This is a genomic window from Pseudomonas sp. YY-1 (assembly GCF_002843095.1).
Taxonomy (GTDB): Bacteria; Pseudomonadota; Gammaproteobacteria; order Pseudomonadales; family Pseudomonadaceae; genus Aquipseudomonas; species Aquipseudomonas sediminis_A.
In genome coordinates this window covers 1-25,973 of the sequence record NZ_PJLX01000002.1, presented here as the reverse complement: position 1 = coordinate 25,973, position 25,973 = coordinate 1, and the positions used below count along the sequence as shown (strand labels likewise).

Annotated in this window: 22 protein-coding genes and 1 riboswitch; of the genes, 12 read left to right on the top strand and 10 right to left on the bottom strand. The window is 62.9% G+C overall.

All coding sequences use genetic code 11. From position 1 onward, the window contains the following. Window positions 1-45 precede the first annotated feature (45 nt). Both orn and CXP40_RS02880 read right to left on the bottom strand, forming a co-directional pair. Window positions 46-588, bottom strand: coding sequence for an oligoribonuclease (orn, locus tag CXP40_RS02885; protein WP_099522717.1), 543 nt, complete (start codon window positions 586-588; stop codon window positions 46-48). 29 nt (window positions 589-617) lie between these two features. After that, entirely contained in the window at window positions 618-1,412 is a 795-nt protein-coding gene (locus CXP40_RS02880) for a class I SAM-dependent methyltransferase (protein WP_106732508.1), read from the bottom strand. 87 nt (window positions 1,413-1,499) lie between these two features. Here CXP40_RS02880 and rsgA point away from each other — a divergent pair, with 87 nt between their 5' ends. Further along, window positions 1,500-2,531 carry a small ribosomal subunit biogenesis GTPase RsgA gene (rsgA, locus tag CXP40_RS02875; protein ID WP_106732507.1) on the top strand — a complete coding sequence of 344 codons (1,032 nt, stop codon included), beginning with the start codon at window positions 1,500-1,502 and terminating at the stop codon, window positions 2,529-2,531. Here rsgA and motB read toward each other — a convergent pair. Both motB and motA read right to left on the bottom strand, forming a co-directional pair. Continuing rightward, complete coding sequence (motB, locus tag CXP40_RS02870; protein WP_106732506.1) at window positions 2,525-3,529, bottom strand: flagellar motor protein MotB; 1,005 nt, start codon at window positions 3,527-3,529, stop codon at window positions 2,525-2,527. The two genes, rsgA and motB, sit on opposite strands and share 7 nt — an antisense overlap. A 3-nt stretch (window positions 3,530-3,532) precedes the next feature. Beyond that, on the bottom strand, window positions 3,533-4,384 hold the full coding sequence (gene motA, locus CXP40_RS02865) for a flagellar motor stator protein MotA (protein ID WP_099522721.1): 852 nt from the start codon (window positions 4,382-4,384) through the stop codon (window positions 3,533-3,535). 120 nt (window positions 4,385-4,504) lie between these two features. Between motA and CXP40_RS02860 the strand changes: the two genes are divergently transcribed. From CXP40_RS02860 to CXP40_RS02840, 5 genes are all read left to right on the top strand, one after another. Further along, window positions 4,505-6,028, top strand: coding sequence for an HDOD domain-containing protein (locus CXP40_RS02860; RefSeq protein ID WP_106732505.1), 1,524 nt, complete (start codon window positions 4,505-4,507; stop codon window positions 6,026-6,028). Window positions 6,029-6,078: 50 nt separating this feature from the next. Next, window positions 6,079-6,894, top strand: a complete 816-nt coding sequence (locus CXP40_RS23900; RefSeq protein WP_106732504.1) for a rhodanese-like domain-containing protein — start codon at window positions 6,079-6,081, stop codon at window positions 6,892-6,894. A 69-nt stretch (window positions 6,895-6,963) separates the two neighbouring features. Then, window positions 6,964-7,824: an archaetidylserine decarboxylase gene (asd, locus tag CXP40_RS23895; protein WP_106732503.1), complete on the top strand. Its 861-nt coding sequence runs from the start codon at window positions 6,964-6,966 to the stop codon at window positions 7,822-7,824. 167 nt (window positions 7,825-7,991) lie between these two features. Further along, entirely contained in the window at window positions 7,992-9,794 is a 1,803-nt protein-coding gene (locus CXP40_RS02845; RefSeq protein WP_106732502.1) for a molecular chaperone, read from the top strand. Window positions 9,795-9,856: 62 nt separating this feature from the next. Next, a complete protein-coding gene (locus tag CXP40_RS02840; protein WP_106732501.1) occupies window positions 9,857-11,926 on the top strand; it encodes an EAL domain-containing protein in 2,070 nt (689 codons plus the stop codon). Between the two features lie 63 nt (window positions 11,927-11,989). Here the strand turns inward: CXP40_RS02840 and serB are convergent, their stop codons facing one another. Beyond that, window positions 11,990-13,204 carry a phosphoserine phosphatase SerB gene (gene serB / locus CXP40_RS02835; protein WP_013713838.1) on the bottom strand — a complete coding sequence of 405 codons (1,215 nt, stop codon included), beginning with the start codon at window positions 13,202-13,204 and terminating at the stop codon, window positions 11,990-11,992. 174 nt (window positions 13,205-13,378) lie between these two features. Here serB and CXP40_RS02830 point away from each other — a divergent pair, with 174 nt between their 5' ends. Then, entirely contained in the window at window positions 13,379-14,911 is a 1,533-nt protein-coding gene (locus CXP40_RS02830; RefSeq protein WP_106732500.1) for an AhpA/YtjB family protein, read from the top strand. Window positions 14,912-14,924: 13 nt separating this feature from the next. On the opposite strand, the gene CXP40_RS02825 is transcribed toward CXP40_RS02830, so the two are convergent. The 4 genes from CXP40_RS02825 to CXP40_RS02810 form a co-directional block, all read right to left on the bottom strand. Continuing rightward, entirely contained in the window at window positions 14,925-15,833 is a 909-nt protein-coding gene (locus tag CXP40_RS02825; RefSeq protein ID WP_055984254.1) for a hypothetical protein, read from the bottom strand. Between the two features lie 288 nt (window positions 15,834-16,121). Next, window positions 16,122-16,931 carry an aldo/keto reductase gene (locus CXP40_RS02820; protein ID WP_106732499.1) on the bottom strand — a complete coding sequence of 270 codons (810 nt, stop codon included), beginning with the start codon at window positions 16,929-16,931 and terminating at the stop codon, window positions 16,122-16,124. After that, window positions 16,928-18,103, bottom strand: a complete 1,176-nt coding sequence (locus tag CXP40_RS02815) for an FAD-binding oxidoreductase (protein WP_055984260.1) — start codon at window positions 18,101-18,103, stop codon at window positions 16,928-16,930. Before CXP40_RS02815 ends, CXP40_RS02820 begins: the two co-directional genes overlap by 4 nt. Before the next feature lie 63 nt (window positions 18,104-18,166). After that, window positions 18,167-18,499, bottom strand: coding sequence for a multidrug efflux SMR transporter (locus CXP40_RS02810; RefSeq protein ID WP_013713833.1), 333 nt, complete (start codon window positions 18,497-18,499; stop codon window positions 18,167-18,169). Between the two features lie 89 nt (window positions 18,500-18,588). Between CXP40_RS02810 and CXP40_RS02805 the strand changes: the two genes are divergently transcribed. Continuing rightward, entirely contained in the window at window positions 18,589-19,476 is an 888-nt protein-coding gene (locus tag CXP40_RS02805) for a LysR family transcriptional regulator (RefSeq protein ID WP_055984262.1), read from the top strand. A 43-nt stretch (window positions 19,477-19,519) separates the two neighbouring features. Continuing rightward, window positions 19,520-20,785, top strand: a complete 1,266-nt coding sequence (waaA, locus tag CXP40_RS02800) for a lipid IV(A) 3-deoxy-D-manno-octulosonic acid transferase (RefSeq protein WP_106732498.1) — start codon at window positions 19,520-19,522, stop codon at window positions 20,783-20,785. Between the two features lie 194 nt (window positions 20,786-20,979). Here the strand turns inward: waaA and CXP40_RS02795 are convergent, their stop codons facing one another. After that, the gene (locus CXP40_RS02795) at window positions 20,980-22,422 is read right to left on the bottom strand and encodes a TolC family outer membrane protein (protein ID WP_106732497.1); all 1,443 of its coding nucleotides are present in this window, start codon (window positions 22,420-22,422) and stop codon (window positions 20,980-20,982) included. Between the two features lie 223 nt (window positions 22,423-22,645). Continuing rightward, window positions 22,646-22,752, top strand: a riboswitch (TPP riboswitch). Between the two features lie 97 nt (window positions 22,753-22,849). Here CXP40_RS02795 and thiC point away from each other — a divergent pair. The 3 genes from thiC (at window position 22,850) to CXP40_RS02780 (ending at window position 25,874) form a co-directional block, all read left to right on the top strand. Further along, complete coding sequence (gene thiC, locus CXP40_RS02790) at window positions 22,850-24,733, top strand: phosphomethylpyrimidine synthase ThiC (protein WP_099522734.1); 1,884 nt, start codon at window positions 22,850-22,852, stop codon at window positions 24,731-24,733. 98 nt (window positions 24,734-24,831) lie between these two features. Then, window positions 24,832-25,431 carry an NUDIX domain-containing protein gene (locus CXP40_RS02785; RefSeq protein ID WP_106732496.1) on the top strand — a complete coding sequence of 200 codons (600 nt, stop codon included), beginning with the start codon at window positions 24,832-24,834 and terminating at the stop codon, window positions 25,429-25,431. After that, entirely contained in the window at window positions 25,422-25,874 is a 453-nt protein-coding gene (locus CXP40_RS02780) for a DUF1249 domain-containing protein (protein ID WP_106732495.1), read from the top strand. The genes CXP40_RS02785 and CXP40_RS02780 overlap by 10 nt, the downstream gene beginning before the upstream one ends. The last annotated feature ends 99 nt before the right edge of the window (window positions 25,875-25,973 follow it).

The following is a 25,973-nucleotide window of genomic DNA, read 5'->3' as shown; positions in this document are numbered from 1 at the left end:
CGACAACCGCTCGGTGCGCGCGGCGCACCCTACGAGCGGGCTCATTTACACCTTGAGGAAATGCTTGCGGTAGTGACGCAGCTCGGCGATGGATTCGCGAATGTCGTCCAGTGCCTGGTGAGTGGCGGTTTTCTGGAAGCTGTCCTTGACCTCTGGCGCCCACATGCCCGCCAGGATCTTCAGCGTCGATACGTCCAGGTAGCGGTAGTGGAAGTAGGCTTCCAGCGCCGGCATGTACTTGTAGAGAAAGCGGCGATCCTGGCCAATGCTGTTGCCGCAGATTGGCGACTTACCTTTCGGCACCCACTGTTCGAGAAAGGCGATGGTCTGCGCCTCGGCAGCGGCGCTGTCGATCTTGCTCTCTCGCACGCGCTGAGTCAGGCCACTCTGGCCATGGGTGCGGGTGTTCCATTCGTCCATGCCGGCCAGAGCCTCGTCGCTCTGGTGAACGGCGATCACCGGTCCCTCAGCCAGCACGTTCAGCTCGCTATCGGTGACGATAGTGGCCATCTCGATGATCACATCACGCTCTGGCTCCAGCCCGGTCATTTCCAGGTCGATCCAGATCAGGTTGTTGGGGTTTTGCATGGTTAGGCTCCTTGGCTCAGGCGCCAAGTCTAGCGGATCTCGGCGCCCTTCATGTGCCAGAGAAACAGAGAGGTTTGCCGCCCTTCGCTGACGTCGAGCTCGCGATCAGCTGGCACACCCGGAATCTCGAAGGTATTGCTGATCAGCCAGCTGCCAGCGCGCATCTCGGCTTGCGCCTTGGCCCACAGGCGCGGCATCGGCACAGGCGAGAGAAAGCAGTAGACGGCATCGAACTCGCCAAGCTCGACCTGCCACAAGCTCCGATAACGAATGCTGCAGTTTTCCTGCAGCAAGCAGCGCAGCCAGGCGAAAGCGAAGAGCAGGGGCGCCGTCTCGACCCCCACGAACTGTCCGCGCGGAAACTGCCTGGCCAGCTGCAGTACCGTACCTGCCGTACCACACCCCAGGTCGACGAAGCGCAGCGGCGGCTCACGCTCGCTCATGAACTGCTGCAGACGTTGCTGTGCCTTGCGCCCACTCAGGTAGAGCGGCACCTGTTCACGCAAACTGTTCCAGTTGACCAGCAGCAACAGCACGAATCCCAGCAGGAAAAGCCAGGCCGGTAATTCAGCGCGCTGCATCACCAGCAGTGCGGGTAGAAACGCCAGATTGATCCACAACCACCAGCGTGACAGCCCCAAGCGCCAGCCGATCCCGGCGGCCACGACACCTTGTAGCAGCGCCACTGAAAACAACGACATGCGCCAAGGCAGTAACGCCAGCAGATAGACCAGCACCACCACCAGCGCCAGGGACAGGCCCTGCGCTAAAAGAGCGCGCAACAACGGTAGCCGCAGCACCGTTCTTTCCTCGCCTATCGTCATTCCCGACCTCTGTTCCTGACAGCCGAATGGCCGCCGAGCGCTCATGCTAAACTCGCCGCGATCAACACTCCACTACCCGGAAGCTCCATGGCCAAACGCCAACTCAACCGCCGCCAGAACTGGCGGATCGAAAAGATTCAAGGTGAGCGCGCGGCCCGCGCCGCCAAGCGTGAATCGAAGGCAGTGGAAGCACTGGAAGGCGGTGACCTCGGCCCGGAACAGACCGGCCTGGTAATAGCCCACTTCGGCGTGCAGGTGGAAATCGAGGGCTTGCAGGGTGAGATGGCCGGCCAGGTGTTTCGCTGCCACCTGCGCGCCAACCTGCCGGCGCTGGTCACTGGCGACCAGGTGGTCTGGCGTCCGGGCAATCAGGGTGATGGCGTCATCGTCGCGCAATTGCCGCGAAACAGTGAGCTGTGCCGCCCCGACATGCGCGGCCAACTCAAGCCAGTGGCGGCCAACGTCGACCAGATCGTCATCGTTTTCGCACCGCTGCCCGAGCCGCACGCCAACCTGATCGACCGTTATCTGGTGGCCGCCGAGCACGCGGGCATTCGCCCATTGCTGCTGCTGAACAAGGCCGACCTGATCGACGAGCAGAACCAGGTCGCGCTGGACGCTCTGCTCAAGGTCTATCGTGAGCTTGAGTATCCGTTGCTGGAGGTTTCGGCCCATCAGGGCGACGGCATGGAGCAGCTGAAACAGCGCTTGAACGGCAACGTCAGCGTATTCGTGGGTCAATCTGGCGTGGGCAAATCATCGCTGGTCAACAGCCTGCTGCCCGGCGTCGATACGCGTGTCGGTGCGCTGTCGGAGCTGACCGGCAAGGGCACGCACACCACCACTACCGCTCGACTTTTCCACTTTCCCGGTGGCGGCCAATTGATCGACTCCCCCGGCATCCGCGAGTTCGGCCTTGGCCATGTCAGCCGGGACGACGTGGAAGCCGGCTTCATCGAATTCCACGACCTGCTCGGGCGCTGCCGCTTTCGTGACTGCAAGCATGATCGCGAACCCGGTTGCGCACTGCTGCAGGCGCTGGAAGACGGCCGCGTACAGCCACAGCGCATGGCCAGCTACCGACACATCATCGCCAGCCTGCCGGAAGACGATTACTGATTGTTCAACTGGTCGAGCGGACTGCTGCCAGTCTCGAAGATATTCAACCGCTCACGCAGTTGATCGGCCGGTAGCGCGTCGGCGGGCGGCACTGGCGGGCTGCCGGCGGGGGCCGGCTCTTGTGCTGACGGCTCTGCACCCGCGCCCTGCTCGCCCTCGATAGCGCGCTGCGCCTTCTTGGTCAGCACGACGATATCGATGCGCCGATTGACCGGATTGAACGGATCCTCACGATCGAACAACGCCGACGAAGCGTACCCGACGACACGCGCTACCTGCTCGTCCGGGTACCCGCCGGCCACCAGCGTGCGCCTCGCGGCATTGGCACGGTTGGATGACAACTCCCAGTTACCGAAATCACCACGGCCGATGAACGGCTTGGCATCGGTATGCCCGCTGACGCTGATCTTGTTCGGCACAGCGCGAATGGTGTCGGCCATGGCCAGCAGGATGTCTTCGAAATAGGGCTGAAGGTTGGCACTGCCGAGGGCGAACATCGGTCGGTTCTCGGCGTCCATGATCTGGATGCGCAGGCCATCCTGAGTGATTTCGAACAGTATCTGATCCTTGAAGCGCTGCAGCTCGGGGTTCTCCTCGACCTTGTTCTGCAACTCCTGCAATAGCAGCTCCAGACGCTCCTGCTCCATCTTTTCGGCCAGGGTTTCGATCTGATCGGTGCTGACTCCGGTCTCATCCGGCTGACTCTCCGGCGTCTCGGAGATGTCCGGATTGAGGGTGCGCTCGGGCGCTGGCGTGGGCGTACCACCCAGATCGATGGCGTATGGACTGGCACTCTCGGTGAAACCGATCGGGTCCTGGAAATAGCCGGAAATGGCTTTCTTCTGTTCCGGAGTGGCCGATGTCATCAGCCACATGACCAAGAAGAACGCCATCATGGCGGTTGCGAAGTCGGCAAAGGCGATCTTCCAGGCACCGCCATGGTGTCCGCCAGCGGTCTTCTTGACCCGCTTGACGATGATGGGTTGGTTATTTTCCATGGCTTAGCTGCCGCGCATGGCCTGTTCGAGCTCGCTGAAGCTCGGGCGATGCGCCGGGTACAACACCTTGCGCCCGAACTCTACGGCCAGGGTCGGCGGCATGCCCGAGGCGGAAGCGACCAGGGTCGCCTTGATCGCTTCGTACAGGTTCAGCTCTTCCTTGGCGTCATGTTCCAGCGCGTTCGACAACGGGCCGAAGAAACCGTACGAAGCGAGAATGCCGAGGAAGGTACCGACCAGAGCGGTCCCCACCTTCTCACCGATCTGCGCGTTGTCCGCCTCGGCCAGAATCGACATGGTGATCACGATGCCCAGCACGGCCGCAACGATACCCATGGCCGGCATGCCGTCGGCGACCTTAGCCACGGCGTGCGCCGGGTGCTCCACTTCCTCTTTGAGGCTGGCCAGCTCCATATCGAACAGGCCTTCCAGTTCGTGTGGAGCCATGTTGCCGGAAGACATGATGCGCAGGTAATCGCAGATAAATGCCGTCATCCGCGCATCCTTGAGCACACCGGGATACTTGCTGAAAATCGGACTGGCGTTGGGGTCTTCGACGTCGGCCTCGATGGCCATCATGCCCTCGCGGCGACTCTTGTTGAGTATCTCGTACAGCAGCTTGAGCACTTCGAGGTAATAGGCGTGAGTGAAGCGACTGCCAAACATGCTCAACGACTTCTTGAACACCGTCATGAACATGCTGCCGGGGTTGGCCTGCAGGAATGCCCCCAGCGCCGCGCCGCCAATAATCAGAACCTCGAAGGGATGGACCAAGGCCATAAACTTGCCGCCCGAGAGTATGAACCCACCGAGCACACAGCCAAAGACAACAATGATGCCTATGATTCTTACCATGAAATAAACGCTTGAAGAGCCTAGTGGATGGGTTATTAAAAACAACCCTTCTAATTATCGGAACTTATACGCCAGACTATAGCCAGTTATGGTCAAAAGCCAGTTTCGACTCGAGCCAATATGTCGACGTCAAAGTCCCTGCCACGCACGCTGGATGCCTGGTTACAACAACTGGGCAAATTGCCACTGCCAATCGAGCAGCAGCAGCATTTGCGCCTGCGTCGCATCCTCGCCGACAGCCGCCGCACCTGGCGCGAAATTGCCGAGGCAATAGAAGCCAGCCCATCCTTTGCCCTGCAAGTACTGCGCGAAGCCAACCAGTCGGGCAACAGCCTCAGCGATCCCGCCGAGAGTGTCGAAACGGCACTTTCACGTCTGGGACTGAGCCGCTGCGAAGCCCTTCTCAACCAGGCACCTGCCCTGCCAGAAAGCGACATCCCTCTGCCATTCAAGCAGATCCTGCTGATTAGTCAGCATGCCAGCCAACAGGCGCGCGGCCTGTTCGGCGCACGCCTGGCACGCCTGTGGAATGAACTGCACGGCTGCAGCCTGCTGTTTCTCTCCCCTATCTGGCCGCTGCTGTGCGCCCATCCTCAACTCTTCGAGGCCTGGGAACAGCGCGTACTGCTCAAAGGCGAGCGCCCTGCCGTCGTCGAGAAGGAGTTGCTCGGGGTCACCTTGATCCAGCTGTGCGTCAAACTGGCCGAGCGCTGGCGCCTGCCCGAGTGGATCGTTCGCGGCTACCGCTTGCTGGAGCGAGATCGGCGTCAATTGGTCAAGGCGCTGCACATCGCCCGTGATAACGAGCATCCCCTGCATCAACAGCAGATGCTCGACGCCGACATCCCCCTGCGCCACTGGCTCACTCACCCGAGCAATTGCGTGCTGCTGGCCAACGGTCTGGCGGTATCAGCGCATCAGGCCTGGGATACCGCGCACTGCCTGCGCTGGCAAAGACTGACCGGGCTGTACCTGCAGATACCCCTGAACGAACTGCAGCAGGAAGTGCACCAGCACGCAGTGAGCAGCGCGCGCTTGATCCACGACCCCGCACTGTGGCACCCGGCGCAGGCACTGATCTGGCCCTGGGACGCTCATCGCCTCAAACCAGCCGTGAGCGTAGCTGCGCCCCCCAAGCGCGATGACCTCGCCGCCTGGCGCCAGCACTGCGCACGCCTGCTCTCCGACCCCAGCACCTTTGCCAACGTGCCACAGCTGACTGCCTGCGCCCGTGACGCCTTGCAGGCCTGCGGCCTGAAACGCGTGCTGCTGCTACTTGCCGATCGTAATCACACTCGCCTGCAGAGCCAGCAACATGCCGGCCTCGACGCCAGCGCAGCGAGCCTCAGCCTCGATCCGGCACAGAGCCAGGTGTTGAAGCGCCTGCTCAGCGCGCCCGGGCAACTGCGCCTGACACCGAGCAACATCGCGCAGTTTTCTGCCTTGCTGCCCGGCAATCTCAAAGCACTTTTCCCTAGCGAACACCTGCTGCTGCGCTCTGTGGCCAACAATGGCCGCGTGGTGATGCTGGTTATAGCGGACCAGGGCGGCCAACCACTCAATGACGTCTGCCTACAGGCATTCGGCAAGACCGTGCAGTGCATCGAGCGCGCACTGGGCAGCTTTTCCAGGCGCGGGCGCTGAAGCGCTCTGTTTCCGCTACAATCGACCTCTTTTCATTCAAGGAGGCCGTCATGTCCGCCTTCGACAACTTGTCACTGGTGATCGAGCCGGCTGAACTGGCTGACCGCCTGGACGCCCCCGATCTGATCCTGCTCGACCTGAGCAGTGCTGCGCGTTATGCAGCCGGCCATATCCCCGGCGCACACTGGGTCGATGCCAAGCGCACGCAACTGGGTGCACCGCCCGCTCCCGGCCTACTACCCGAGCAAGCCCAACTCGAAGCGCTGTTCGCCGATATTGGCCACCACGCCGATGCCACTTATGTGGTCTACGACGATGAGGGCGGCCCCTGGGCCGGTCGTTTCATCTGGCTGCTCGACGTGATCGGCCATTCGCGCTACCACTTCCTCAACGGCGGTTTGCAGGCTTGGGTTGGCGATAGCCTCGAGCTGAGCCAGGAGGAGCCTGCCGTGACCCGCACCGAGGTATCACTGACGCTGAGCGATGCCCCCACCGCCACTCGCGATTATCTGCAGTCGCGCCTGGATGCTGCCGACCTGGCCATCTGGGACGTGCGTGGCGCAGACGAATACCGCGGCGAAAAACTGAGTTCAGCGCGTGGCGGGCATATCCCCGGCGCCACCCATTTCGAGTGGACCGCGGGCATGGACCCGCAACGCGGCATGCGCATCCGTACGGACATCGCCGATGTCCTGCAAAACCTGGGCATCACGCCCGACAAGGAAGTGATCACTCACTGCCAGACGCACCGCCGCTCCGGCTTCAGCTATGTGGTGGCCAAGGCGCTCGGCTACCCACGCGTGAAGGCCTACGCCGGCTCCTGGTCCGAGTGGGGCAATCTGCCCGACACCCCCATCGAACGCTGAGCGCGCCGCCAATCAGATCTCCCCGGCCTGGCCGCGTCAGTGCCGGTTTAGAACCTTCAAGGAAACACGATGAAACAACGTCTTTTTATCCTCAGCCAGTACCTGCTGCCTCATCACCTGCTGTCGCGCCTGATCGGCTGCGTTGCCGAATGCCGCATCGGCTGGCTGAAGAATCCGCTGATCTCGTGGTTCGCCAAGCAGTACCAGGTCAACATGAGCGAAGCGCAAGTCGAAGACCTGCGCACTTACGAACACTTCAACGCTTTCTTCACCCGCGCCCTGAAAGACGGCGCGCGCCCGCTGGATGAAACTCCCGGTGCCATTCTCAGCCCGGCCGACGGCGCGATCAGCCAACTCGGCGCCATCGAGCACGGCCGCATCTTCCAGGCCAAGGGCCACAGTTTCAGCGCTGTCGAACTGCTTGGCGGCGACGCCGAACGCGCAGCGCCCTTCATGGGCGGCCAGTTCGCCACTGTTTACCTCTCGCCGAAGGACTACCACCGCGTCCATATGCCGCTGGGCGGCACGTTGAAAGAAATGGTTTACGTGCCGGGCCGCCTGTTCTCGGTCAACCAGACCACAGCGGAAAATGTGCCGGAGCTGTTTGCCCGTAATGAGCGCGTCGTCTGCCTGTTCGACACCGAGCGCGGTCCGATGGCGGTAGTGCTGGTGGGCGCGATGATCGTCGCCAGCGTCGAGACGGTATGGGCTGGCCTGGTCACCCCACCCAAGCGCGAGCTCAAGAGTACACGCTATGACGCACAAGCACGCGAGCCAATCGAGCTGGCCAAAGGCGCCGAAATGGGCCGTTTCAAGCTGGGTTCCACTGCCATCGTCCTGTTCGGCCCGAATCAGGTGCAATGGGCGCAAGAGCTGGACGCTGGCAGCGCGGTGCGCATGGGCCAACTGATGGGCACAACTCAGGACTGAGCCGCTGAGAAAAAGCACCCGCATCTCGACCGTTCGGTCATAGATCCGTACTCTGGCGAGGTAGACCGTCCACACAGACGGGCTGCCAGCCCAGGCAGATACTGCTAGAGTTCGAAAGACTATTACTAGAGCCGCCTGCTAGTGCGTGGCCGGAGCCTCCGAGTTTGATGGATAAACAGAGTACCCACCTTCAGCTATTGCGCGTTCCCACGCCGAGCAAGCAGAGCCTCAGCTTCTGCGACGGCAGCCCCCGCGATCTCAAACGTTGGATCGCTGGCCTGCCCAAGGCGAACATCGGTGAAACTGCACGCCAGCTGTATCAGAGCCTGGTGGAACTCAATCAATTCCTCACTCCCTCGGAAAACCGCCTGCAGTTGCTGGAGTTGCTGCGCCCGGAAGTCAGCTTCGTCTGCCAACACCTGGAACGCCACTTTCTCAACCAGGCCATCGTGCTCGACGAACGCCCGCGCAAGGTGGCCAACCTGTGCCAGGCGCTACAGAACCACCTGGCCGTTGGCTACAAGCTGATCATTTCCCGCGTGATCACCCGCAGCGGCAAGGATCGCGACCAACTGCTCGCCGTCTCCCTGCAGCGTGCCAGCCACAGCCTGTGCAGCCCGCTGATTCGTGCCAGTCAGCTTTACTGCCCGGTGCCCGAAGGGCTCTGGCTGGAGCTGCACCAGCTCTATCAGATCGCCTGCGAGCAGCGCCTGCAGCGTCAGGTCATTCGTGACCCGTTGGCACGCCATACTCAGGGCCAGAGCACCGAGCAGACCTACGTGACCGCACTGCTGCTGGGCTGCGCGCGTACCAACCAGATGCGCCAGAACGGCATTGCACGCCTGGCAGAAGCGCTGGAGCCTTGGAGCACGCTGGTCAAGCTGCAGCCGGGCGATCATCCGGACAGCCTGTTCGTGCTGGCGCCGCAGATCGACGGCCCGCCACGCTACAAGTCGCTGTACCAGAGCAGCGAACTGCACAACCTGCTGGGCATCGATACACAGCCGCTGGTCGACTCCATCAAGGAATACCTCGATCTGCCGGAAGAAGAGCGCGGCAAATCACGCCTGATGATTCCGGAAGGCATCAGCCTCGACCTGCTGCAACACGTCGCGGCGGCCTGGGGCGACATCGCCGAACGCACCTTCCAGCGCACTGCGGGCCACGGCAGCCTGACCCTGTGCATCGGCATGACCGCGCTGCACTTCTTCCTCGCCGGACGCCGCTCCTTCGCCGAAGTACTCAAGCGCCCTGCCGATCTCGGTGCTGCGGTATTCAAGCCCTCCACGGGCGAGCCTGATGTCTGGTCGAACGCCTTCGATGCCCAACGCAATGCGGCTGACGAAATCCACTTCGAAGAGATTCAGTACACCAAAGTAACCCCCGGCGAGCAGGCTCAACCCGAGAGCAATAGCGAAAGCTACCCGACCTTTCCTCTGCCCATCGTCAATCACAGCCCCGGTGGCTACTGCCTTTCCTGGCCAAAGGACGTTCCCAGCCAACTGCAGGCCGGCGAACTGTTAGGCGTACAAGACAATCCCAGTCAGGGCTGGAGCGTGGCCATCGTGCGCTGGATTCGCCAGGTCCGCGGCGGTGGCACGCAGATGGGTATCGAGCTGATCGCGCCACATGCCCGCCCCTGCGGCCTGCAATTACTGCGCAAAGCCGAGCAGAACAGCCAATACCTGCGCGCCCTTCTGCTACCGGAAATCAGTGCCATTTCTCGTCCCGCCAGCCTGATCACACCGCGCTTGCCGTTCCAGGAAGGCAGCAAGGTACTGATCAACGACCACGGTGAAGAACACCGCGCGCTGCTCACCCGCAGACAGGTCAGCACCGGCAGTTTCAGCCAGTTCGAATATCGCCGCGTAGGCGAAGAAGAAGGTGCGCCCGGGACACCTGTCACAGCCTCGCAAAGCCAGAAGCCTGCTGGGGAGGAAGATTTTGACTCGCTCTGGAAGTCGCTGTAGGCTCCGGCGAATTCACCATTTGTCGCCTTTTCGCGTCCGTTCGGCGCGGTAATGACCCCTCTATGGCCATCGAAAAAAAAACCATCCGCCTGCTGATTCTCGAAGACTCGCAGAACGAAGCAGAGCGCCTGGTCAGTCTGTTCCGCAACGCAGGGCACGCCACGCGCGTGCATCGCCTGACCTCCAGCGACGACCTTGCTGAAAGCCTGCAACAGACCTGGGACTTGCTGATCTGCGCCTCCAGTAGCGAGCACTTAGAACCCAGCGAGGCGATAACCGCCATTCGCCGCCAGGCCAAGGACATCCCGGTCATCCAACTGGTCGAGGACAACGACTCGGAGATGATCACCGAAGCCCTGCTGTTCGGTGCACAAGACGCCCTGCCGCAAGGTGAGGACGAACGCCTGGTGCTGGTCGCCAAGCGCGAGCTGGCCAATCTCGAAGAGCGGCGTGCCCGTCGTGCCGCCGAAGTGGCATTACGCGAAGCCGAGAAACGCTGCCAGTTGCTACTGGAAAGCTCGGTCGATGCCATCACCTACGTCCACGACGGCATGCACATCTATGCCAACCGTGCCTACCTCGAGCTGTTCTGCTACGAGGATGGCGAAGAGCTCGAAGGCATGCCGATGATCGACCTGATCGCCAGTGCCGATCACGGGGCGTTCAAGGACTTCCTGAAGAACTACCAGAGCGCCGAAGGCCACGCCGAGCTCAACTGCCAGGGCGTGCGCGCCGATGGCAGCAGCTTCGCCGCGCAAATGACCTTTTCCCCCGCCACCTATGACGGCGAGCCGTGCATTCAGGTGGTGATCCGCGCGGAAACGTCCAATGCCGAACTGGAAGAGAAACTGCGTGAGATCAGCAGCCAGGACCTGGTCACCGGCCTGTTCAACCGCAACCACTTCCTCGAGCTGATGGACAACGCCGCCGAGCGCGCCATCAACAGCGGCCAGCCCTCGACCCTGGCGTATATCCGGGTCGACCGCTACGCCAGCATGCAGGGCGAGATCGGTCTGGCCGGCATCGACCTGCTGCTGACCGATCTGGCTGGCCTGCTGCGTGCGCATTTCCCAGCAGAAACCCAGTTGGCCCGCTTCGGTGACGACGTATTCGCCGCCCTGCTTCCGGGCCAGACGCCCGAGCAGTGCCAGGCCAGCCTGGCGACGCTGCTGAAGAAGGTCGAAGGCCACCTGTTCGACGTCAGCGGCCGCACCGCCCAGACCACGCTGTCGGTCGGCGTTGCCGGCCTCAGCGAGAAAACCGCCAAGGCGCAGGAAGTCATCGACCGCGCGCACCGCTGCGCCGACGAGCTCAGCGACGGCAACGCCATCAAGCTGTTCAACCCGGCCGATGAGCTGGCCGCAGCCGCCAACCGCGGCAACCTGCTGGCGATGGTGCAGCAGGCACTGGAGAACAACAGCTTCCGCCTGCTGTTCCAGCCAATCATAAGCCTGCGTGGCGACGCCCACGAACATTACGAAGTGCTGCTGCGCCTGCTCAACCCACAGGGCGAAGAGGTGCCGCCGGCGCAGTTCCTCGCCGCGGCCAAGGACGCGGGCCTGGGCGAGAAAATCGACCGCTGGGTGATCCTCAACTCGATCAAGCTGCTGGCCGACCACCGCTCCAAAGGCCACAACACCCGCCTGTTCGTGCACCTGTCCAGCGCCAGCCTGCAGGATCAGACCCTGCTGCCCTGGCTAAGCGTGGCCCTCAAGGCCGCTCGCCTGCCATCGGATTCACTGGTATTCCAGTTCAGCGAGCCCGATGCCATTACCTACCTGAAACAGGCCAAGGCGCTGACCCAGGGCCTGGCGGAGCTGCACTGCAAGGTCGCTCTGAGCCAGTTCGGCTGCGCCCTGAACCCGTTCAACACGCTCAAGCACCTGCAGGTGGACTTCGTCAAAGTCGACGGCTCGTTCTCCCAAGACCTGAGCAACGCCGACAATCAGGAAGCGCTAAAAACCCTGCTCAGCAGCCTGCATGCCCAAGCCAAGCTGACCATCGTTCCGTTCGTCGAGAGCGCCAGCGTGCTGGCCACGTTGTGGCAGGCCGGGGTCAACTTCATTCAGGGCTACTACCTGCAAGGCCCGAGTCAGTCGATGGACTACGACTTCTCGGCCGGCGACGAATAAATCCCACCGACGAAAAAGCCGCCTGAACAGGCGGCTTTTTTATATCCGACAGAACGGCGGCGCTTATTCCTGTCCCTCACGATCACGGAAGCCCAGCAGATAAAGAATGCCGTCCAGCCCAAGGGTGGAGATCGCCTGCTTGGCCGATTGTTTGACCAGCGGCTTGGCGCGGAAAGCCACGCCGAGACCGGCCAGGCCGAGCATCGGCAGGTCATTGGCGCCATCGCCGACAGCGATGGTCTGCTCCAGCTGCAAACCTTCCTTCTGCGCCAGCTCACGCAGCAAATCGGCCTTGCGCTGCGCATCGACGATGGGCTCGACAGCCACGCCGGTGACCTTGCCGTTCTCGATCTGCAGTTCGTTGGCGAACACGTAGTCGATGCCCAGCTTGGCCTGCAGTTGCTTGGCGAAGTAAGTGAAGCCGCCGGAGAGAATCGCAGTCTTGTAGCCCAGGCGTTTGAGTTCGGCGAACAACACCTCGGCGCCCTCGGTCAGGCGCAGGGACGCGCCGATCTCTTCCAGCACGTCCTCCGACAGCCCCTGCAGCAAGCCCAGGCGCTCCTTGAAGCTGGCGCGGAAATCCAGCTCGCCGCGCATGGCGCGCTCGGTGATTTCGGCCACCTGCTCACCCACGCCGGCAGCCTTGGCCAACTCGTCGATGACCTCGGCCTCGATCAGCGTCGAATCCATGTCGAACACGGCGAGGCGGCGATTGCGACGAAACACCGAGTCGCGCTGGAAGGCGATGTCGACGTTGAGTTCCTGCGCCACGCTGAGGAATTCGGCGCGCAAGGCAACTGGATCGGCAGGCTCGCCACGCACGGAAAACTCGATGCAGCCCTTGCCCTGTTCGGCCGGCATGTCCAGCGGCATGCGCCCGGAAAGACGGTCGATATGATCGATGTTCAGGCCGTACTTGGCGGTGATCGCACTGACGCGCTGCAACTGCTCGGCGCTGACCTTGCGCGTCAGCAGAGTCACGATATGGCGCGCCTTGCCCTGGCCACCCACCCACTGACGGTAGTCGTCTTCGGAAACCGGAGTGAAACGCACCTGTTGGTCGAGTTCGTAGGCAGTGAACAGCAAGTCCTTGAGCACCGACTGGGAGCGGCCGTTGTCAGGAATTTCGATAAGGATGCCGAACGACAGGGTGTCGTGGATCACCGCCTGACCGATATCGAGGATGTTCACCCCGCCTTGAGCCAGCACCCCGGTGATGGCAGCGGTGAGTCCGGGGCGATCTTCGCCGGTGATATTGATCAGGACGATTTCGCGCAAGACGCACCCTCCAAGGCAAACGATTGAGGCAGGCAAGCGGCGAATTGGCCACCGACCGACGAAAAGGCGCACATTCTACCCAGTTTCCCGTCGATCCGGGCAGCCATGCGCTTTGCCCGCCCCAGACCGCTCGCTATACTGCGCGGCAACTTCAGTCGACAAGAGCCGTGCTCTGTGAACCGGCCTGCGCCCGTCAAACCCGATAACTTCTTCATCCTGATCTTCCACGCGCTGCGTCAGCGGCGGGTGCCTCTGGTGCTGCGTATTGCCAGCCACAGCGTGCTGCTGGTAGCCCTGGCGATGGTCATCTATGCCTGGGTCATGGGCATGCAGTTCAAGCAGGCCATGCAGCAGCAGGCCGATGCACTGGGTCAGGCGCTGATCACCCAGACGGCAGCGTCGTCCACCGAGCTGCTGGTGTCCAACGACATCCTCAGTCTCAACGTGCTATTGAACAACCTGGCGAAAAACCCGCTGGTTGCCCATGCGGCCATCTACAGCGTGGATAACCGCATCCTCGCCGAAGCTGGCTCGCGCCCGACGCGCAGCGTTCTGGGCGAAACCGAGGGTCTGTACACCACACCCATCACGTTCCAGGAGGTGATGGCCGGACAGTTGCGCATCAGCCTGGATATGAGCCAGTTCCAGCAGCCGATGACCATCAGCCTGCAGAGCATGGGCATTCTCAGCCTGATTCTGCTGGCACTGACCCTGTCGCTGAGCATGCGCCTGGGCCGCTACATTTCCACGCCCTTGCTGCAAATGCGCCTGTGGCTGCGTGACCCGGACGACCCTGCGCCGGGGGCGGGGCGCAACGACGAGATCGGTGATCTGGCGCGTCAACTGCAGGCGCGCCTGGTACCGGAAAAACCGGAGCCCGAACAGGAACTGGATAATGAACAGCTGCTCGATGACAGCGAAGACTATCTGCCAGAAGAAGACGACGAGCGCTTCGACGAGCAGGAGGAGATCGAGGCCGAGCATGCCCTCGATGAAACGCACATCAGCGATGAAGATGGCGATGACGAGCAGCTCAAGCCCTGGCCCGACGCCATAGAGCCGGATGATCCCTTTGCCGACCTGCGTGACGACTCCGAAGCGCCTGCGCCGGTTGCCAAGGCTCCGCGCCCCTCGCAAGCCAGCGCCGTGCTGGCCATTCAACTCGGTGCTCAGGAGCAGCTTCGTCGCCTACCACGCACGCGACTACTGGACCTGCTGGATCGCTATCGGGGTTGCCTGGAACAAGCTGCCGCCCTCTACCAGGGGCAACTGCATACCCTCAAGGACGGCAGCAGCCTGATGCTGTTCCATGAGCGCGAATGCGGCGAAGACTACCTGACCCACGCGATCTGCTGTGGCGAGCTGATGCGCGCCCTGGGCCATGCCCTGCAGATCGAGGTCGCCGACAGCGGCATCACCTTGCAACTACAGCTGGGGCTGACCCTGGGCCGTGATCTGGAAGAGCTGGGCCAGGCCGACCTGCTGCTCAGCGACAGCGCCCTGGACGCCCTGGCCTTGTCGCAGCACAGCCGCAACCTGCTGTTGGTCGAGCAACGCGTCGCGCAGGATGCCCTGGCCCGCCAGCGCGCCCGCATCCGCCCAATTGCCAGCCCGGAAGGGGCCAGCTGCGTGGAGCGCCTGCTCGATCCTTATCCGGCACTGCTGGAGCGGCAGCTGACGCGCATGCGCGACAGCCGCGCGCAATGACGCCCGGCGTCACTCAAGCACTGGCCAATGCGCGCCGCTGCGGCGTCTTTACACCGTAGCGCTGCAGCCAGTCCTTCCAGCGAATCCGCTCGTCACGTACCAGCCAGCCGTCCTGTTCGGCAAAACTCTCCGACAGCCATACCCCGCGGGTGCTGGCGGGCAGCAACTCGCCCTTGCGCAGGGTGAACAGCCCACCGCTGGGCACACCACGCTGCAACGCCAGCAGATAGATGTCCGGCCGCCGACGTTCCAGACGCGCCACCAGGCGACCGTCTTCTAGGCATTCGTCGACGTGAAACAGACTCAACTGACGGGCATCGCGTGGCAGCTCCAGGCTAAGGTCATAGACCAGCTGTAAGGATGCCGTAGGCAGATGCACATAGGCGCGCGGGCGCTCGAGCAAGGTCAGGTTGCCGCACTGCACTGGCCGCGCAGCGCCGGACAGCGGGCTGAGACGAAAGTGACTCGACTCGCGATAGCGCAGCGCACCCTGATAGGGCGTGGGCAACCAGGTATCGGCAAAACGCCCGCCCAGCCAGCCATCGGCACTCTCCAGCAGGCATTCCTCGGCGACTTCCTGAACCGCGGTAAGCAACGGCAGATTCAGCTCGTGCGCCGGCACGTAGCCGGAAATCAGCTTGAGGACTGTGTCACCGCGATCCGGGCGGCGCTGGCGCACCAGCAACCAGTAGTCACGACCGTGCAAGCGCAGGGTCATGCGTACCGATACGCCAAGGTTGGCCAGCTCAATGGAAAAGCGCGAACTGTCCGCCACCTCGACCGGACGGCGGCGTTCGAGCATCTGCTGGAAATTCAGCGGCTGCCCCAGACTCTGGTATCTCAGACCATCGGGGCTAGCTTCGACGAGCAGTGGCAGGGTCTTGAAGTTACTCGGGTCCTTTCGGATCAGCGTACGCGGCATCTCGACTCCTTGTTCCGGCTGGGCGTGAATCCAGCTCGACGAGCGGCCTTCACGCGAGGATCAGGTTGAAGCGAAAACTGCTCAAGGCTGCCCCAAGCCGACCACCCAGCACAACCCAAGGCTGTAAGAGGACGTGACCGGGGACCTCAGAACCTGTTCACGATCTGCTGCGCTTCGGCGCTACTGCGTTAAAAATAAGCTCGGAATGCTCATGTACAACCGTACACTCCGCTTCCTCGCTTATTTTTGCCTTGTATCGCTCTAGCTCGCGAGATCGTGAATAGGTTCTCAGCGGATACCCTGCAAAACCGCCGCGACCGTCGCGACATTGGCCGCCAGGTGCGCGGGCGTGATGGTGCCAACGATGGCGCTGCTGACGCCCGGATGAGCGAAGATCAGTTCGAAGCTGGCACGTACCGGATCGACACCCTCGGCCAGGCAGGCATGCCCACTGGCCAACGCCTTCTTGATCAGAATGCCCTTGGCGTGACTGGCAGCGTAGTCCAACACCGGCTTCTCGCCCTGCTCACTCAGGTTATAAGTGACCATGGCGCAGTCGCCTTGTTCCAGCGCCAGCAGCCCGCCCTCGACGGTCTTGCCGGAAATCCCGTAGCCGAGGATCTTGCCCTCGCGCTTGAGCGCTGCCAGCGTCTCGTACACGCCCGTTTCACGCAGTACTGCCAGATCGTTGCCATCGGAGTGCACCAACAACAGGTCGATACGGTCGGTCTCCAGGCGCTTGAGGCTGCGCTCGACCGACAGGCGGGTATGCGCGGCGGAAAAGTCGAAGTGCGACTGGCCCTGCTCGAACTCCTCACCGGTCTTGCTGACGATCACCCACTCATCGCGCTGGCCACGCAGCAGTGGACCGAGGCGTTGCTCGCTGACGCCGTAAGCAGGCGCGGTATCGATCAAGTTGATGCCCAGCTCGCGAGCCTGCCGCAGCAAGGCCAGGGCCTGCGTATCGTCAGGGATGGTGAAACCGTTGGGGTACTTCACGCCCTGATCACGGCCGAGCTTGACCGTGCCCAGGCCCAGCGGCGAAACGCGCAAGCCGGTGGAGCCCAGCGGGCGATACAGATCGTGCAGGGTGCTCATGGCAACAGTGCCTCCCATACCGGCTGCCCCAGCGCGGGGCGCGGTAGCTCAGGCAACGGAGCATGGCCAGCCGGCTGTACCTTGTCCCGTTGCAGGGCGGCCAGTACGCGGTCGGCGAAATCCGGCGCCAGCGCCAGCTTGGTCGGCCAGCCCACCAACAGGCGCTGCTGTTCGGCGAGGAAGGCGTTGTCCGGGCGCACCAGGCCCGACTGCGCGGGCTCGGCGCGATCAACGCGCAATGTCGCCCAGCGCGTCTGGCTCTGGTCGACCCAGGGCAGCAGCGAGGCCACTTCCTTTTGCGCCGCCTGAATCTGAGCGCCTTCGTCGCGCGCAACGCCGTCAGCCTCGGCCAGATCGCCGCCGAGGTACCAGACCCACTGGCCATCGGCGGCCGGATGGGTGGTGACGGTGACCCGCGGCTTCGGCCCACCGCCGAGGCAGTGCGCGTACAGCGGCTTCAGTGCCGGCCCCTTGGCCAACACCATATGCAGCGGGCGCAACTGCTGCGCGGGCTGTTCGATGCCCAGCGCGGCGAGCAGCTCGGCATTACCGGCCCCGGCGCTGAGCACCACGCGCTGCGCGCGAATCTCGCGACCGTCGACGATCAACCCGCACAGCTCACCGTTTTCCTGCAGCGGTTCGATACGCTCGGCGGCAAGCAGGCCATCACCGGCCAGTTCGGCCAGACGTGCGATCAGACTCGGCACATCGAGCACCAGCTCGGCGAGTCGATAGACCTTGCCCTTGAACTTCGGGTGCTGCAGCGCCGGCGGTAATTGCTCACCCTTGACCTGATCGACCCGACCGCGCACCGCCTTGCTGGCAAAGAAGCTGGTGAGGTTGCCGGCCAGGGTACCGGGCGACCAGAGATAATGGGCGTCGGACAGGATGCGCACACCGGAGAGGTCCAGCTCGCCACTGCCGGCCAGCGCTTCGCGCCAGCGGCGCGGCATATCGGCGATAGCTTCGGAAGCACCGGTCAGCGCGCCATGCAGGGCATATTTGGCACCGCCATGAATGATGCCCTGCGACTTCAGGCTCTGCCCGCCGCCCAGGCTGCCGCGCTCCACCAGAACGGTGGCGAAGCCCTGCTGACGCAGGCGCGCATTGAGCCAGAGGCCGGCGATACCGCCGCCGACGATCAGGACATCGGTGCTGAGAGACTGGGACATGAACGGGCCTCGGCGAAAAACAGGCGCGCAGTATAACCCGTCAACTTCCTCGCCCGCGGCCCATCAGTGCCCGGTCGATTGCGAGAACAGCTGGATCACCACCACACCACTGACGATCAGTCCCATGCCGAGCACGGCCGGCAGATCGAGCTTTTGCTGGTAGATGAACATCGCCGCGATGCTGACCAGGACGATGCCCAACCCCGCCCAGATGGCGTAGGCGATGCCCACAGGGATGGTTCGCACCACCAGAATAAGCATCCAGAAGGCGATTGCGTAACCGCCGATCACCAGCAACAGCGGCAAAGGTTTGTTGAAGCCGTCGATAGCCTTCATCGAGGTGGTAGCGATCACCTCGGCCGCGATGGCGATAGCGAGATAGAGGTATCCGGGCATGGTGGCGACTCCTGAAAGATGGCCACGATTCTAAGTGCTTCCATGATGGGATAAAGTCATTACCTATCAGCCATCAAGATAGGTTGGCCATGAACTGGAATCTCGATCAGCTGCAACTGTTCGTCCTGACCGCAGAGAGTCGATCCTTCTCCGCCGCAGCGCGGCACACCGGCCGCGCGCAATCGGCAGTCAGCACCGCCATCGCCCTGCTCGAGAGCGACCTCGGCGTGACCCTCTTCGAACGCAGCAGTGGGCGCCAGCCGCGCCTGACCGAAGCAGGCGTGGCGCTACTGGAGCAGGCCCGCAGCGTGTTGCAGCAATGTGAACGACTGGACGGCCGCGCGCTCGGCCTGGCACGCGGCGAGGAGGCGCGCCTGCGTCTGGCACAGGACGAAGCCATGCCCTACCAACCGGTGCTGGCCAGCCTGGAAGCCCTGGCGGCTGCCTTTCCCCTGCTTGAAGTGCAGCTTTCCAGCGGCGCACAGGGCGACGTGGCGCGCAAGCTGCTGCAGCGCCAGGCCGACCTGGGCCTGCTGTTTCATCATGAACAAATGCCGCGAGAGCTGGAGAGCCAGCGCTTGGGCACCATCGAGATGGTCACGGTATGCAGCCCGAACCATCCGCTGGCTGCACTCGACAGCGTGGAGCGGCGTGACCTGACCGAACATCGCCAGTTGCTGATGACCCCGCAGGACAGCCACTATCCCGGCGGCGAGCAGATCAGTCCGCTGGTATGGCGCGCCGACAGCTTCTATGTGATGGCCGAGCTGGTGATACGCGGCGTTGGCTGGGCCTGGCTGCCGCGCCATGTGGCGCAGTACCCGACCTACCAGGGCCACCTGCAGGAACTGCGCAGCGACTGGGCGCCGCTGCCGCTGGTGGTGGAGCTCGTCACCCGGCGCGACGGTGCGCTCGGTCCTGCTGCCAACTGGCTGGCCGATTGCCTGGCGCGTGAACTGCTGCGCCCGCAGGCATGATCACGCTTCCAGAGGATGACCGGCGGCGATAAGCTGCGCCCCCATGAACAGACTCCTCTACACCCTGCTGCTGCACCTGGCCCTGCCCCTGATTGCCCTGCGCCTGGCCCTGCGCGCGCGCAAGGCGCCGGCTTACGCGCGGCGTATCAACGAACGATTCTCCCTTGGCCTGCCAACGATGCAGCCCGGCGGGATCTGGGTGCACGCGGTATCGGTCGGTGAGAGCATCGCCGCCGCGCCGATGATCCGCGCGCTGCAGGCGCACTATCCCGAGCTGCCGATCACCGTCACCTGCATGACGCCGACCGGCTCCGAGCGCATCCAGGCCATGTTCGGCAACAGCGTGCAGCACTGCTACCTGCCCTACGATCTGCCGTGGGCCGCCGCGCGTTTTCTCGACCGCGTACAGCCGTGCCTGGCCGTGGTGATGGAAACCGAGCTATGGCCGAACCACATCCACCAATGCGCCAAGCGCGGTATTCCGGTGGCGCTGGCCAACGCACGCCTGTCAGAGCGCTCGGCACGCGGCTATGCACGCTTCGCCAAGCTCACCGCGCCGATGCTCGCCGAGCTGTCACTGATCGCCGTGCAGACCGAGGCCGAGGCGCAGCGTTTTCTGACCTTGGGCGCACGCCCCGAATGCGTGGAAGTGACCGGTTCGATCAAGTTCGACCTGAAGATCGATGCCGAGCTGCTGCAACGCGCCGTCGAGCTACGCCGCCAGTGGCAGGCCGAACAGCGCCCGGTATGGATCGCCGCCAGCACCCACGCGGGCGAAGACGAGATCATCCTCGCCGCCCATCGCCAGTTACTGGCGACGCGGCCGGATGCGCTACTGATCCTGGTGCCACGCCACCCCGAACGCTTCAACTCGGTCCATGAACTCTGCATCAGCCAAGGGCTGACCACACGCCGCCGCTCCATGGGTGAAGCCGTGCAAGCCAGCGACCAGGTGCTGCTGGGCGACACCATGGGTGAGTTGCTGTTTCTCTATGCGCTGGCGGATATCGCCTTCGTCGGCGGCAGCCTGGTGGCCAATGGCGGGCATAACCTGCTGGAACCGGCAGCTCTTGGCAAACCGGTACTGAGCGGCCCGCACCTGTTCAACTTCCTGGAAATCGCCGCGCAGTTGCGTGACGCCGGCGCCCTGAGCGAGGTGGAAAACGCCGCGCAGTTGGCGGACAGGGTTGCAACATTGCTCAACGAGCCGAGCGAGATGCAAAGCATGAGTCAGGCCGGCCTTAGCGTGCTCAAGGCCAACCAGGGTGCGCTGGAGCGCTTGCTGAAGGGCTTGCAGCGTCTTCTGTAGCCGGATGCAATCCGGGGCAAGCATCACGCCGGCAACATTCCCCGGATTACATCCGGGCTACGACTGATTTAGCCAGGTTCAAACACGGGTAGCGCACCACCAGCCAGATCGGTGCGCGCAGCGCACGCTACGTGGCACATCGCCAAAATGAAAAAGCCCGACTCGCGTCGGGCTTTAGCTTTGCTGCGAACGCCTCAGAAATCCTGATTGTTCTTCAGGCGCTCCTCGGCGGCAGAGGCCAGATCCGGTGGCAGGAAGTCCTTGTCCGGGTTGTAGTCCGGCTTGAGGAAGCTACCCAGCGCTTCCAGGTCGGCCGGGCTCAAGGTGCCGGCCGCCTGCTTCAGGCGCAGATTGTTGAGGATGTAGTCATAACGGGCATCGTTGTAGTTGCGCACGGCGCTGTAGAGCTGACGCTGGGCGTCGAGCACGTCGACGATGTTGCGAGTACCGACCTGGTAGCCGATCTCGGTGGCTTCCAGCGCGCTCTGGTTGGAGATGATCGACTGACGACGCGCCTGCACGGTTTCCACGTCGGTGTTCACTGCGCGGAACAGGTTGCGGGTGTTCTGCACCACCTGGCGACGCAGGCTCTCACGCAGTTGCTCGGTCTGGCCGAGACGCTGATAAGCCTCACGCACCTGCGAGCTGGTCAGGCCGCCGCTGTACAGCGGGATATTCAATTGCAGACCGATGGAACGCTGTGAAACGTCGCCGCTATAGCGCGGAGCACCAAATGCACCGGAATTGGTAAAGCCCAGGCTGTCGTTATCGCCCTGCTGATAGCTAGCCACCGCATCCAGGGTCGGCGCGTGGCCGGCCTTGCGTTGACGCAGATTTTCTTCGGCAGCGTTTACCGCGTACAGGCTGGCTTGCAGATTGAGGTTCTGTGCGGCGGCGGTATCGACCCAGGACTTCGCGTCATTAGGCGTCGGCGCCAGCACCGGCAGGGTGTGGACGATCCCTTCGACAGCCACGTAGTCGCGGTTGGTCAAGGTCACCAGCGCTTCGAAGGCGTCATCCACAGCGCGCTCGGCGAGCAGGCGGTTGGCACGGGCCGTATCGAAGCCGGCCTGAGCTTCGAGTACGTCAGTCTTGTCCGACAGGCCGACATCGAAACGTTCGTTGGCCTGATCCAGTTGGCGCTTGAAGGCCGCCTCTTCGGCACGGGTCGAGGCCAGGTTGTCCTGGGCACGCAGCACGGCGAAATAGGTTTCAGCACTTTGCAGGATCAGGTTCTGCTCGGTGGCAGACAACTCCAGTGCCGCCTGCTCGCTGGTGGCCTCGGCCGCCTGCAGCTGGAACCAGCGGTCAGCGCGAAACAGCGGCTGACTGAGGTTGGCCTGGTACACCAGGCCACTGCGCGAGATCGTCGCGCTCGGCGAATCGATTTCAGTGCGCGTGTCGCCGTAATTGGCGCCAGCAGACAGGTTGGGCAGCAAGCCAGCGCGTGCCTGTGGCACGACTTCACGGCGAGCCTGATAGTCGGCGCGTGCGGCGGCGATATCGGCATTGTTCTGCGCCGCTTCCTGATACACGGTGACCAGGTCGGTCTTGCTCGACAGCGGGGCCTCTGCGGCCTGAACCAGGCCCACCGAAGCGGCGGCCACGGCGATTGCCAGGGAAAGTCTGCGCAACATGATGGTTGTCGATCCTTGAATAGGCGGTAATCAGCAAGGCTACGGGGCGCCGCAGGCGGGGGTCAAGCGCGCCATAGGCAGCATCAGTCTAGCTGGCGGCAAGCTATGTTGCTCGTCGGGAACAATCCATCATTCGCCGTGCCAGCAGTCGTTTTCCGACGCACGGGTCGATATTTATTGACCGCCGAGTTGGTTTTCTCCCACCAGCTTGTTTAGACTGCCCGAGTTCTTGTCGGGGTGCCCCAAATGCGGGGCTGAGATTGGCAGCTGCCGGATCCCGTTGAACCTGATCAGGTTAAGGCCTGCGTAGGGAACAAGATGTCCTCGCCAGTAGATCGGCGAGTCCTCTCGGCACCGCCCATGGTGCATCTCACGCCCTTCGTCCGCTCAGGTTCCAACTCCGACATCTATCCCGGAGAGAGCCTTGATGAGCGCACAACAACAAAAGAACCTGAGCGAATCTGCACAGGTCGATCAACAGTCGGTAAAGCCCTTCCCTCGTTCGCAGAAAGTCTATGTACAGGGCTCGCGCCCGGACATTCGCGTGCCGATGCGCGAGATCAGCCTGGACGTGACTCCCACCGACTTCGGTGGTGAGATCAACGCCCCGGTCACCGTCTACGACACCTCCGGCCCCTACACCGACCCGAACGTCACCATCGACGTGCGCAAAGGCCTGGCCGATGTGCGCAGCGCCTGGATCGAAGACCGCGGTGACACCGAGAAACTGCCGGGTCTGTCCTCCGAGTTTGGCCAGCGCCGCCTCAACGATGCCGAGCTGACCAAGATGCGCTTCGCTCACGTGCGCAACCCACGTCGGGCCAAGGCCGGGCATAACGTCAGCCAGATGCACTACGCCAAGAAGGGCATCATCACCCCCGAGATGGAATACATCGCCATCCGCGAGAACATGAAGCTGGCCGAGGCCCGTGAAGCCGGCCTGCTCAATGAGCAGCACGCTGGCCATAGCTTCGGCGCCAGCATTCCGAAAGAAATCACTCCCGAGTTCGTGCGCAGCGAAGTCGCCCGTGGCCGCGCCATCATCCCGGCCAACATCAACCACGTGGAGCTGGAGCCGATGATCATCGGCCGCAACTTCCTGGTGAAGATCAACGGCAATATCGGCAACTCGGCGCTCGGCTCTTCGATTGAAGAAGAAGTGGCCAAGCTGACCTGGGGCATCCGCTGGGGCTCGGACACCGTGATGGATCTATCCACCGGCAAGCACATCCACGAAACCCGCGAGTGGATCATCCGCAACTCGCCGGTACCGATCGGCACCGTGCCAATCTACCAGGCGCTGGAAAAAGTCGGCGGCATCGCCGAAGACCTGACCTGGGAGCTGTTCCGCGACACCCTGATCGAGCAGGCCGAACAAGGCGTCGACTATTTCACCATCCACGCCGGCGTGCTGCTGCGCTATGTGCCACTGACCGCCAAGCGCGTCACCGGCATCGTGTCACGTGGTGGCTCGATCATGGCCAAATGGTGCCTGGCGCACCACAAGGAAAACTTCCTCTACACCCATTTCGAAGACATCTGTGAAATCATGAAGGCCTACGACGTCAGCTTCTCGCTGGGCGATGGCCTGCGTCCGGGCTCGATTGCCGACGCCAACGACGAAGCGCAGTTCGGTGAACTGGAAACCCTCGGCGAGCTGACCAAAATCGCCTGGAAGCACGATGTACAGTGCATGATCGAAGGCCCCGGCCACGTGCCGATGCAGCTGATCAAGGAGAACATGGACAAGCAGCTGGAATGCTGCGACGAGGCGCCGTTCTACACCCTCGGCCCGCTGACCACCGACATCGCACCGGGCTACGACCACATCACCAGCGGCATCGGTGCGGCGATGATCGGCTGGTTCGGCTGCGCCATGCTCTGCTACGTCACGCCCAAGGAGCACCTGGGCCTGCCGAACAAAGATGACGTCAAGACCGGCATCATCACCTACAAGATCGCCGCACATGCTGCAGACCTTGCCAAAGGGCACCCGGGTGCGCAGATCCGCGACAACGCACTGTCCAAGGCGCGCTTCGAGTTCCGCTGGGAAGACCAGTTCAACCTCGGCCTCGACCCGGACACCGCGCGCGCCTACCACGACGAGACGCTGCCGAAGGATTCGGCCAAGGTGGCGCACTTCTGCTCCATGTGCGGGCCGAAGTTCTGCTCGATGAAGATCACCCAGGAAGTGCGTGAATACGCCAAGGAGCAGCGCATCGACGCCGTCGATCTGGATGCCGAGCAGGGCATGCAGGCCAAGGCCGAGGAATTCAAGGCGCAGGGCAGCCAGCTCTACCAACGCGTATAGCAGGCCGTCATGGAAGCTTGATCTGACAGCGCTATGCTCGCTAGTGTGACTGGTAACGGGTCGCAGTTTGGCCCGTTACGACTATCTGGGGAGCTTCCATGGGCAAAGACGACATCGACATCATCGAACGCGAGAACTGCTTTCGCGGTTTCTATCGCCTCGACCGGATCAAGCTGCGGCATCGCCAGTTCGCCGGCAACATGGGCCCACAGCTGACCCGCGAGCTGTTCGTGCGTCACGATGCCGTTTGCGTGCTGCCATACGATCCGCAGCGCGATGAAGTGGTGCTGATCGAGCAGTTTCGCGTCGGCGCCATGGACAAGAGCAGCAACCCCTGGCTGCTGGAACTGGTCGCCGGCCTGATCGACAAGGACGAAGAGCCCGAGGAGGTCGCGCGTCGCGAGGCTATCGAGGAAGCCGACCTGCCCCTGACGTCGCTGTGGCCGATCACCCAGTACTACCCCTCGCCCGGCGGCTCGGACGAGCGCGTGCATCTGTTCGTCGGTCGCTGTAGCAGTGAAGGTGCCGGCGGTGTGCATGGCCTGCCCGAGGAAGGCGAGGACATTCGTGTTCAGGTAATGCCGCTGGAAGATGCGCTGGCCGCCGTGCGCGACGGACGTATCGACAACGCAGCAAGCATCATCGCCCTGCAATGGCTGGCGCTGAATCGTGATGAAGTGCGGGGGATGTGGTCGTGAATCTGCTGCGCGAGCGCTATCGGGTCGACCTGGTCGAGCTGCAAGCGGCTTGCGAGGCCAACTACGCACGCCTGATGCGTCTGCTGCCGAACATGCGTGAGCACACGCAAAGCCGTCGCGTAGCCCTGAGCCAGGGCGACCACCTACTCGGCATCCTGGCGCTGGAAGTGCTGGAAAGCTGCCCCTATACCACCACTCTGCGCGTGCGCCAGGAACACAGCCTGCCCTGGCTGCCGGTGCCACAGTTGGAGGTGCGGGTGTATCACGATGCGCGCATGGCCGAAGTGGTCAGCGCCGAGAACGCGCGGCGCCTGCACATACGCTACCCCTACCCCAACGCGGCGATGCATCAACCGGATGAAAAGAGTCAGCTCAACCTGTTCCTTGGCGAGTGGCTGAGCCATTGCCTGGCGTGCGGGCACGAGCCACAGCCGGTGATGTAGCCCCCGCAATCAAGCTTTGCACTGCCCGGCCGATATGCGGAGCTGTTCTGCTGGCGTGGTTTTTCATTGGCTATGTCTGAGTTAACTGTTGCATATCCC

Bases quoted from the DNA above. Each gene is read 5' to 3' on its own strand.
- orn (WP_099522717.1), bottom strand. From the start codon at position 588: ATGCAAAACCCCAACAACCTGATCTGGATCGACCTGGAAATGACCGGG.
- CXP40_RS02880 (WP_106732508.1), bottom strand. From the start codon at position 1,412: ATGACGATAGGCGAGGAAAGAACGGTGCTGCGGCTACCGTTGTTGCGC.
- rsgA (WP_106732507.1), top strand. From the start codon at position 1,500: ATGGCCAAACGCCAACTCAACCGCCGCCAGAACTGGCGGATCGAAAAG.
- motB (WP_106732506.1), bottom strand. From the start codon at position 3,529: ATGGAAAATAACCAACCCATCATCGTCAAGCGGGTCAAGAAGACCGCT.
- motA (WP_099522721.1), bottom strand. From the start codon at position 4,384: ATGGTAAGAATCATAGGCATCATTGTTGTCTTTGGCTGTGTGCTCGGT.
- CXP40_RS02860 (WP_106732505.1), top strand. From the start codon at position 4,505: ATGTCGACGTCAAAGTCCCTGCCACGCACGCTGGATGCCTGGTTACAA.
- CXP40_RS23900 (WP_106732504.1), top strand. From the start codon at position 6,079: ATGTCCGCCTTCGACAACTTGTCACTGGTGATCGAGCCGGCTGAACTG.
- asd (WP_106732503.1), top strand. From the start codon at position 6,964: ATGAAACAACGTCTTTTTATCCTCAGCCAGTACCTGCTGCCTCATCAC.
- CXP40_RS02845 (WP_106732502.1), top strand. From the start codon at position 7,992: ATGGATAAACAGAGTACCCACCTTCAGCTATTGCGCGTTCCCACGCCG.
- CXP40_RS02840 (WP_106732501.1), top strand. From the start codon at position 9,857: ATGGCCATCGAAAAAAAAACCATCCGCCTGCTGATTCTCGAAGACTCG.
- CXP40_RS02825 (WP_055984254.1), bottom strand. From the start codon at position 15,833: ATGCCGCGTACGCTGATCCGAAAGGACCCGAGTAACTTCAAGACCCTG.
- CXP40_RS02820 (WP_106732499.1), bottom strand. From the start codon at position 16,931: ATGAGCACCCTGCACGATCTGTATCGCCCGCTGGGCTCCACCGGCTTG.
- CXP40_RS02815 (WP_055984260.1), bottom strand. From the start codon at position 18,103: ATGTCCCAGTCTCTCAGCACCGATGTCCTGATCGTCGGCGGCGGTATC.
- CXP40_RS02810 (WP_013713833.1), bottom strand. From the start codon at position 18,499: ATGCCCGGATACCTCTATCTCGCTATCGCCATCGCGGCCGAGGTGATC.
- CXP40_RS02805 (WP_055984262.1), top strand. From the start codon at position 18,589: ATGAACTGGAATCTCGATCAGCTGCAACTGTTCGTCCTGACCGCAGAG.
- waaA (WP_106732498.1), top strand. From the start codon at position 19,520: ATGAACAGACTCCTCTACACCCTGCTGCTGCACCTGGCCCTGCCCCTG.
- CXP40_RS02795 (WP_106732497.1), bottom strand. From the start codon at position 22,422: ATGTTGCGCAGACTTTCCCTGGCAATCGCCGTGGCCGCCGCTTCGGTG.
- thiC (WP_099522734.1), top strand. From the start codon at position 22,850: ATGAGCGCACAACAACAAAAGAACCTGAGCGAATCTGCACAGGTCGAT.
- CXP40_RS02785 (WP_106732496.1), top strand. From the start codon at position 24,832: ATGGGCAAAGACGACATCGACATCATCGAACGCGAGAACTGCTTTCGC.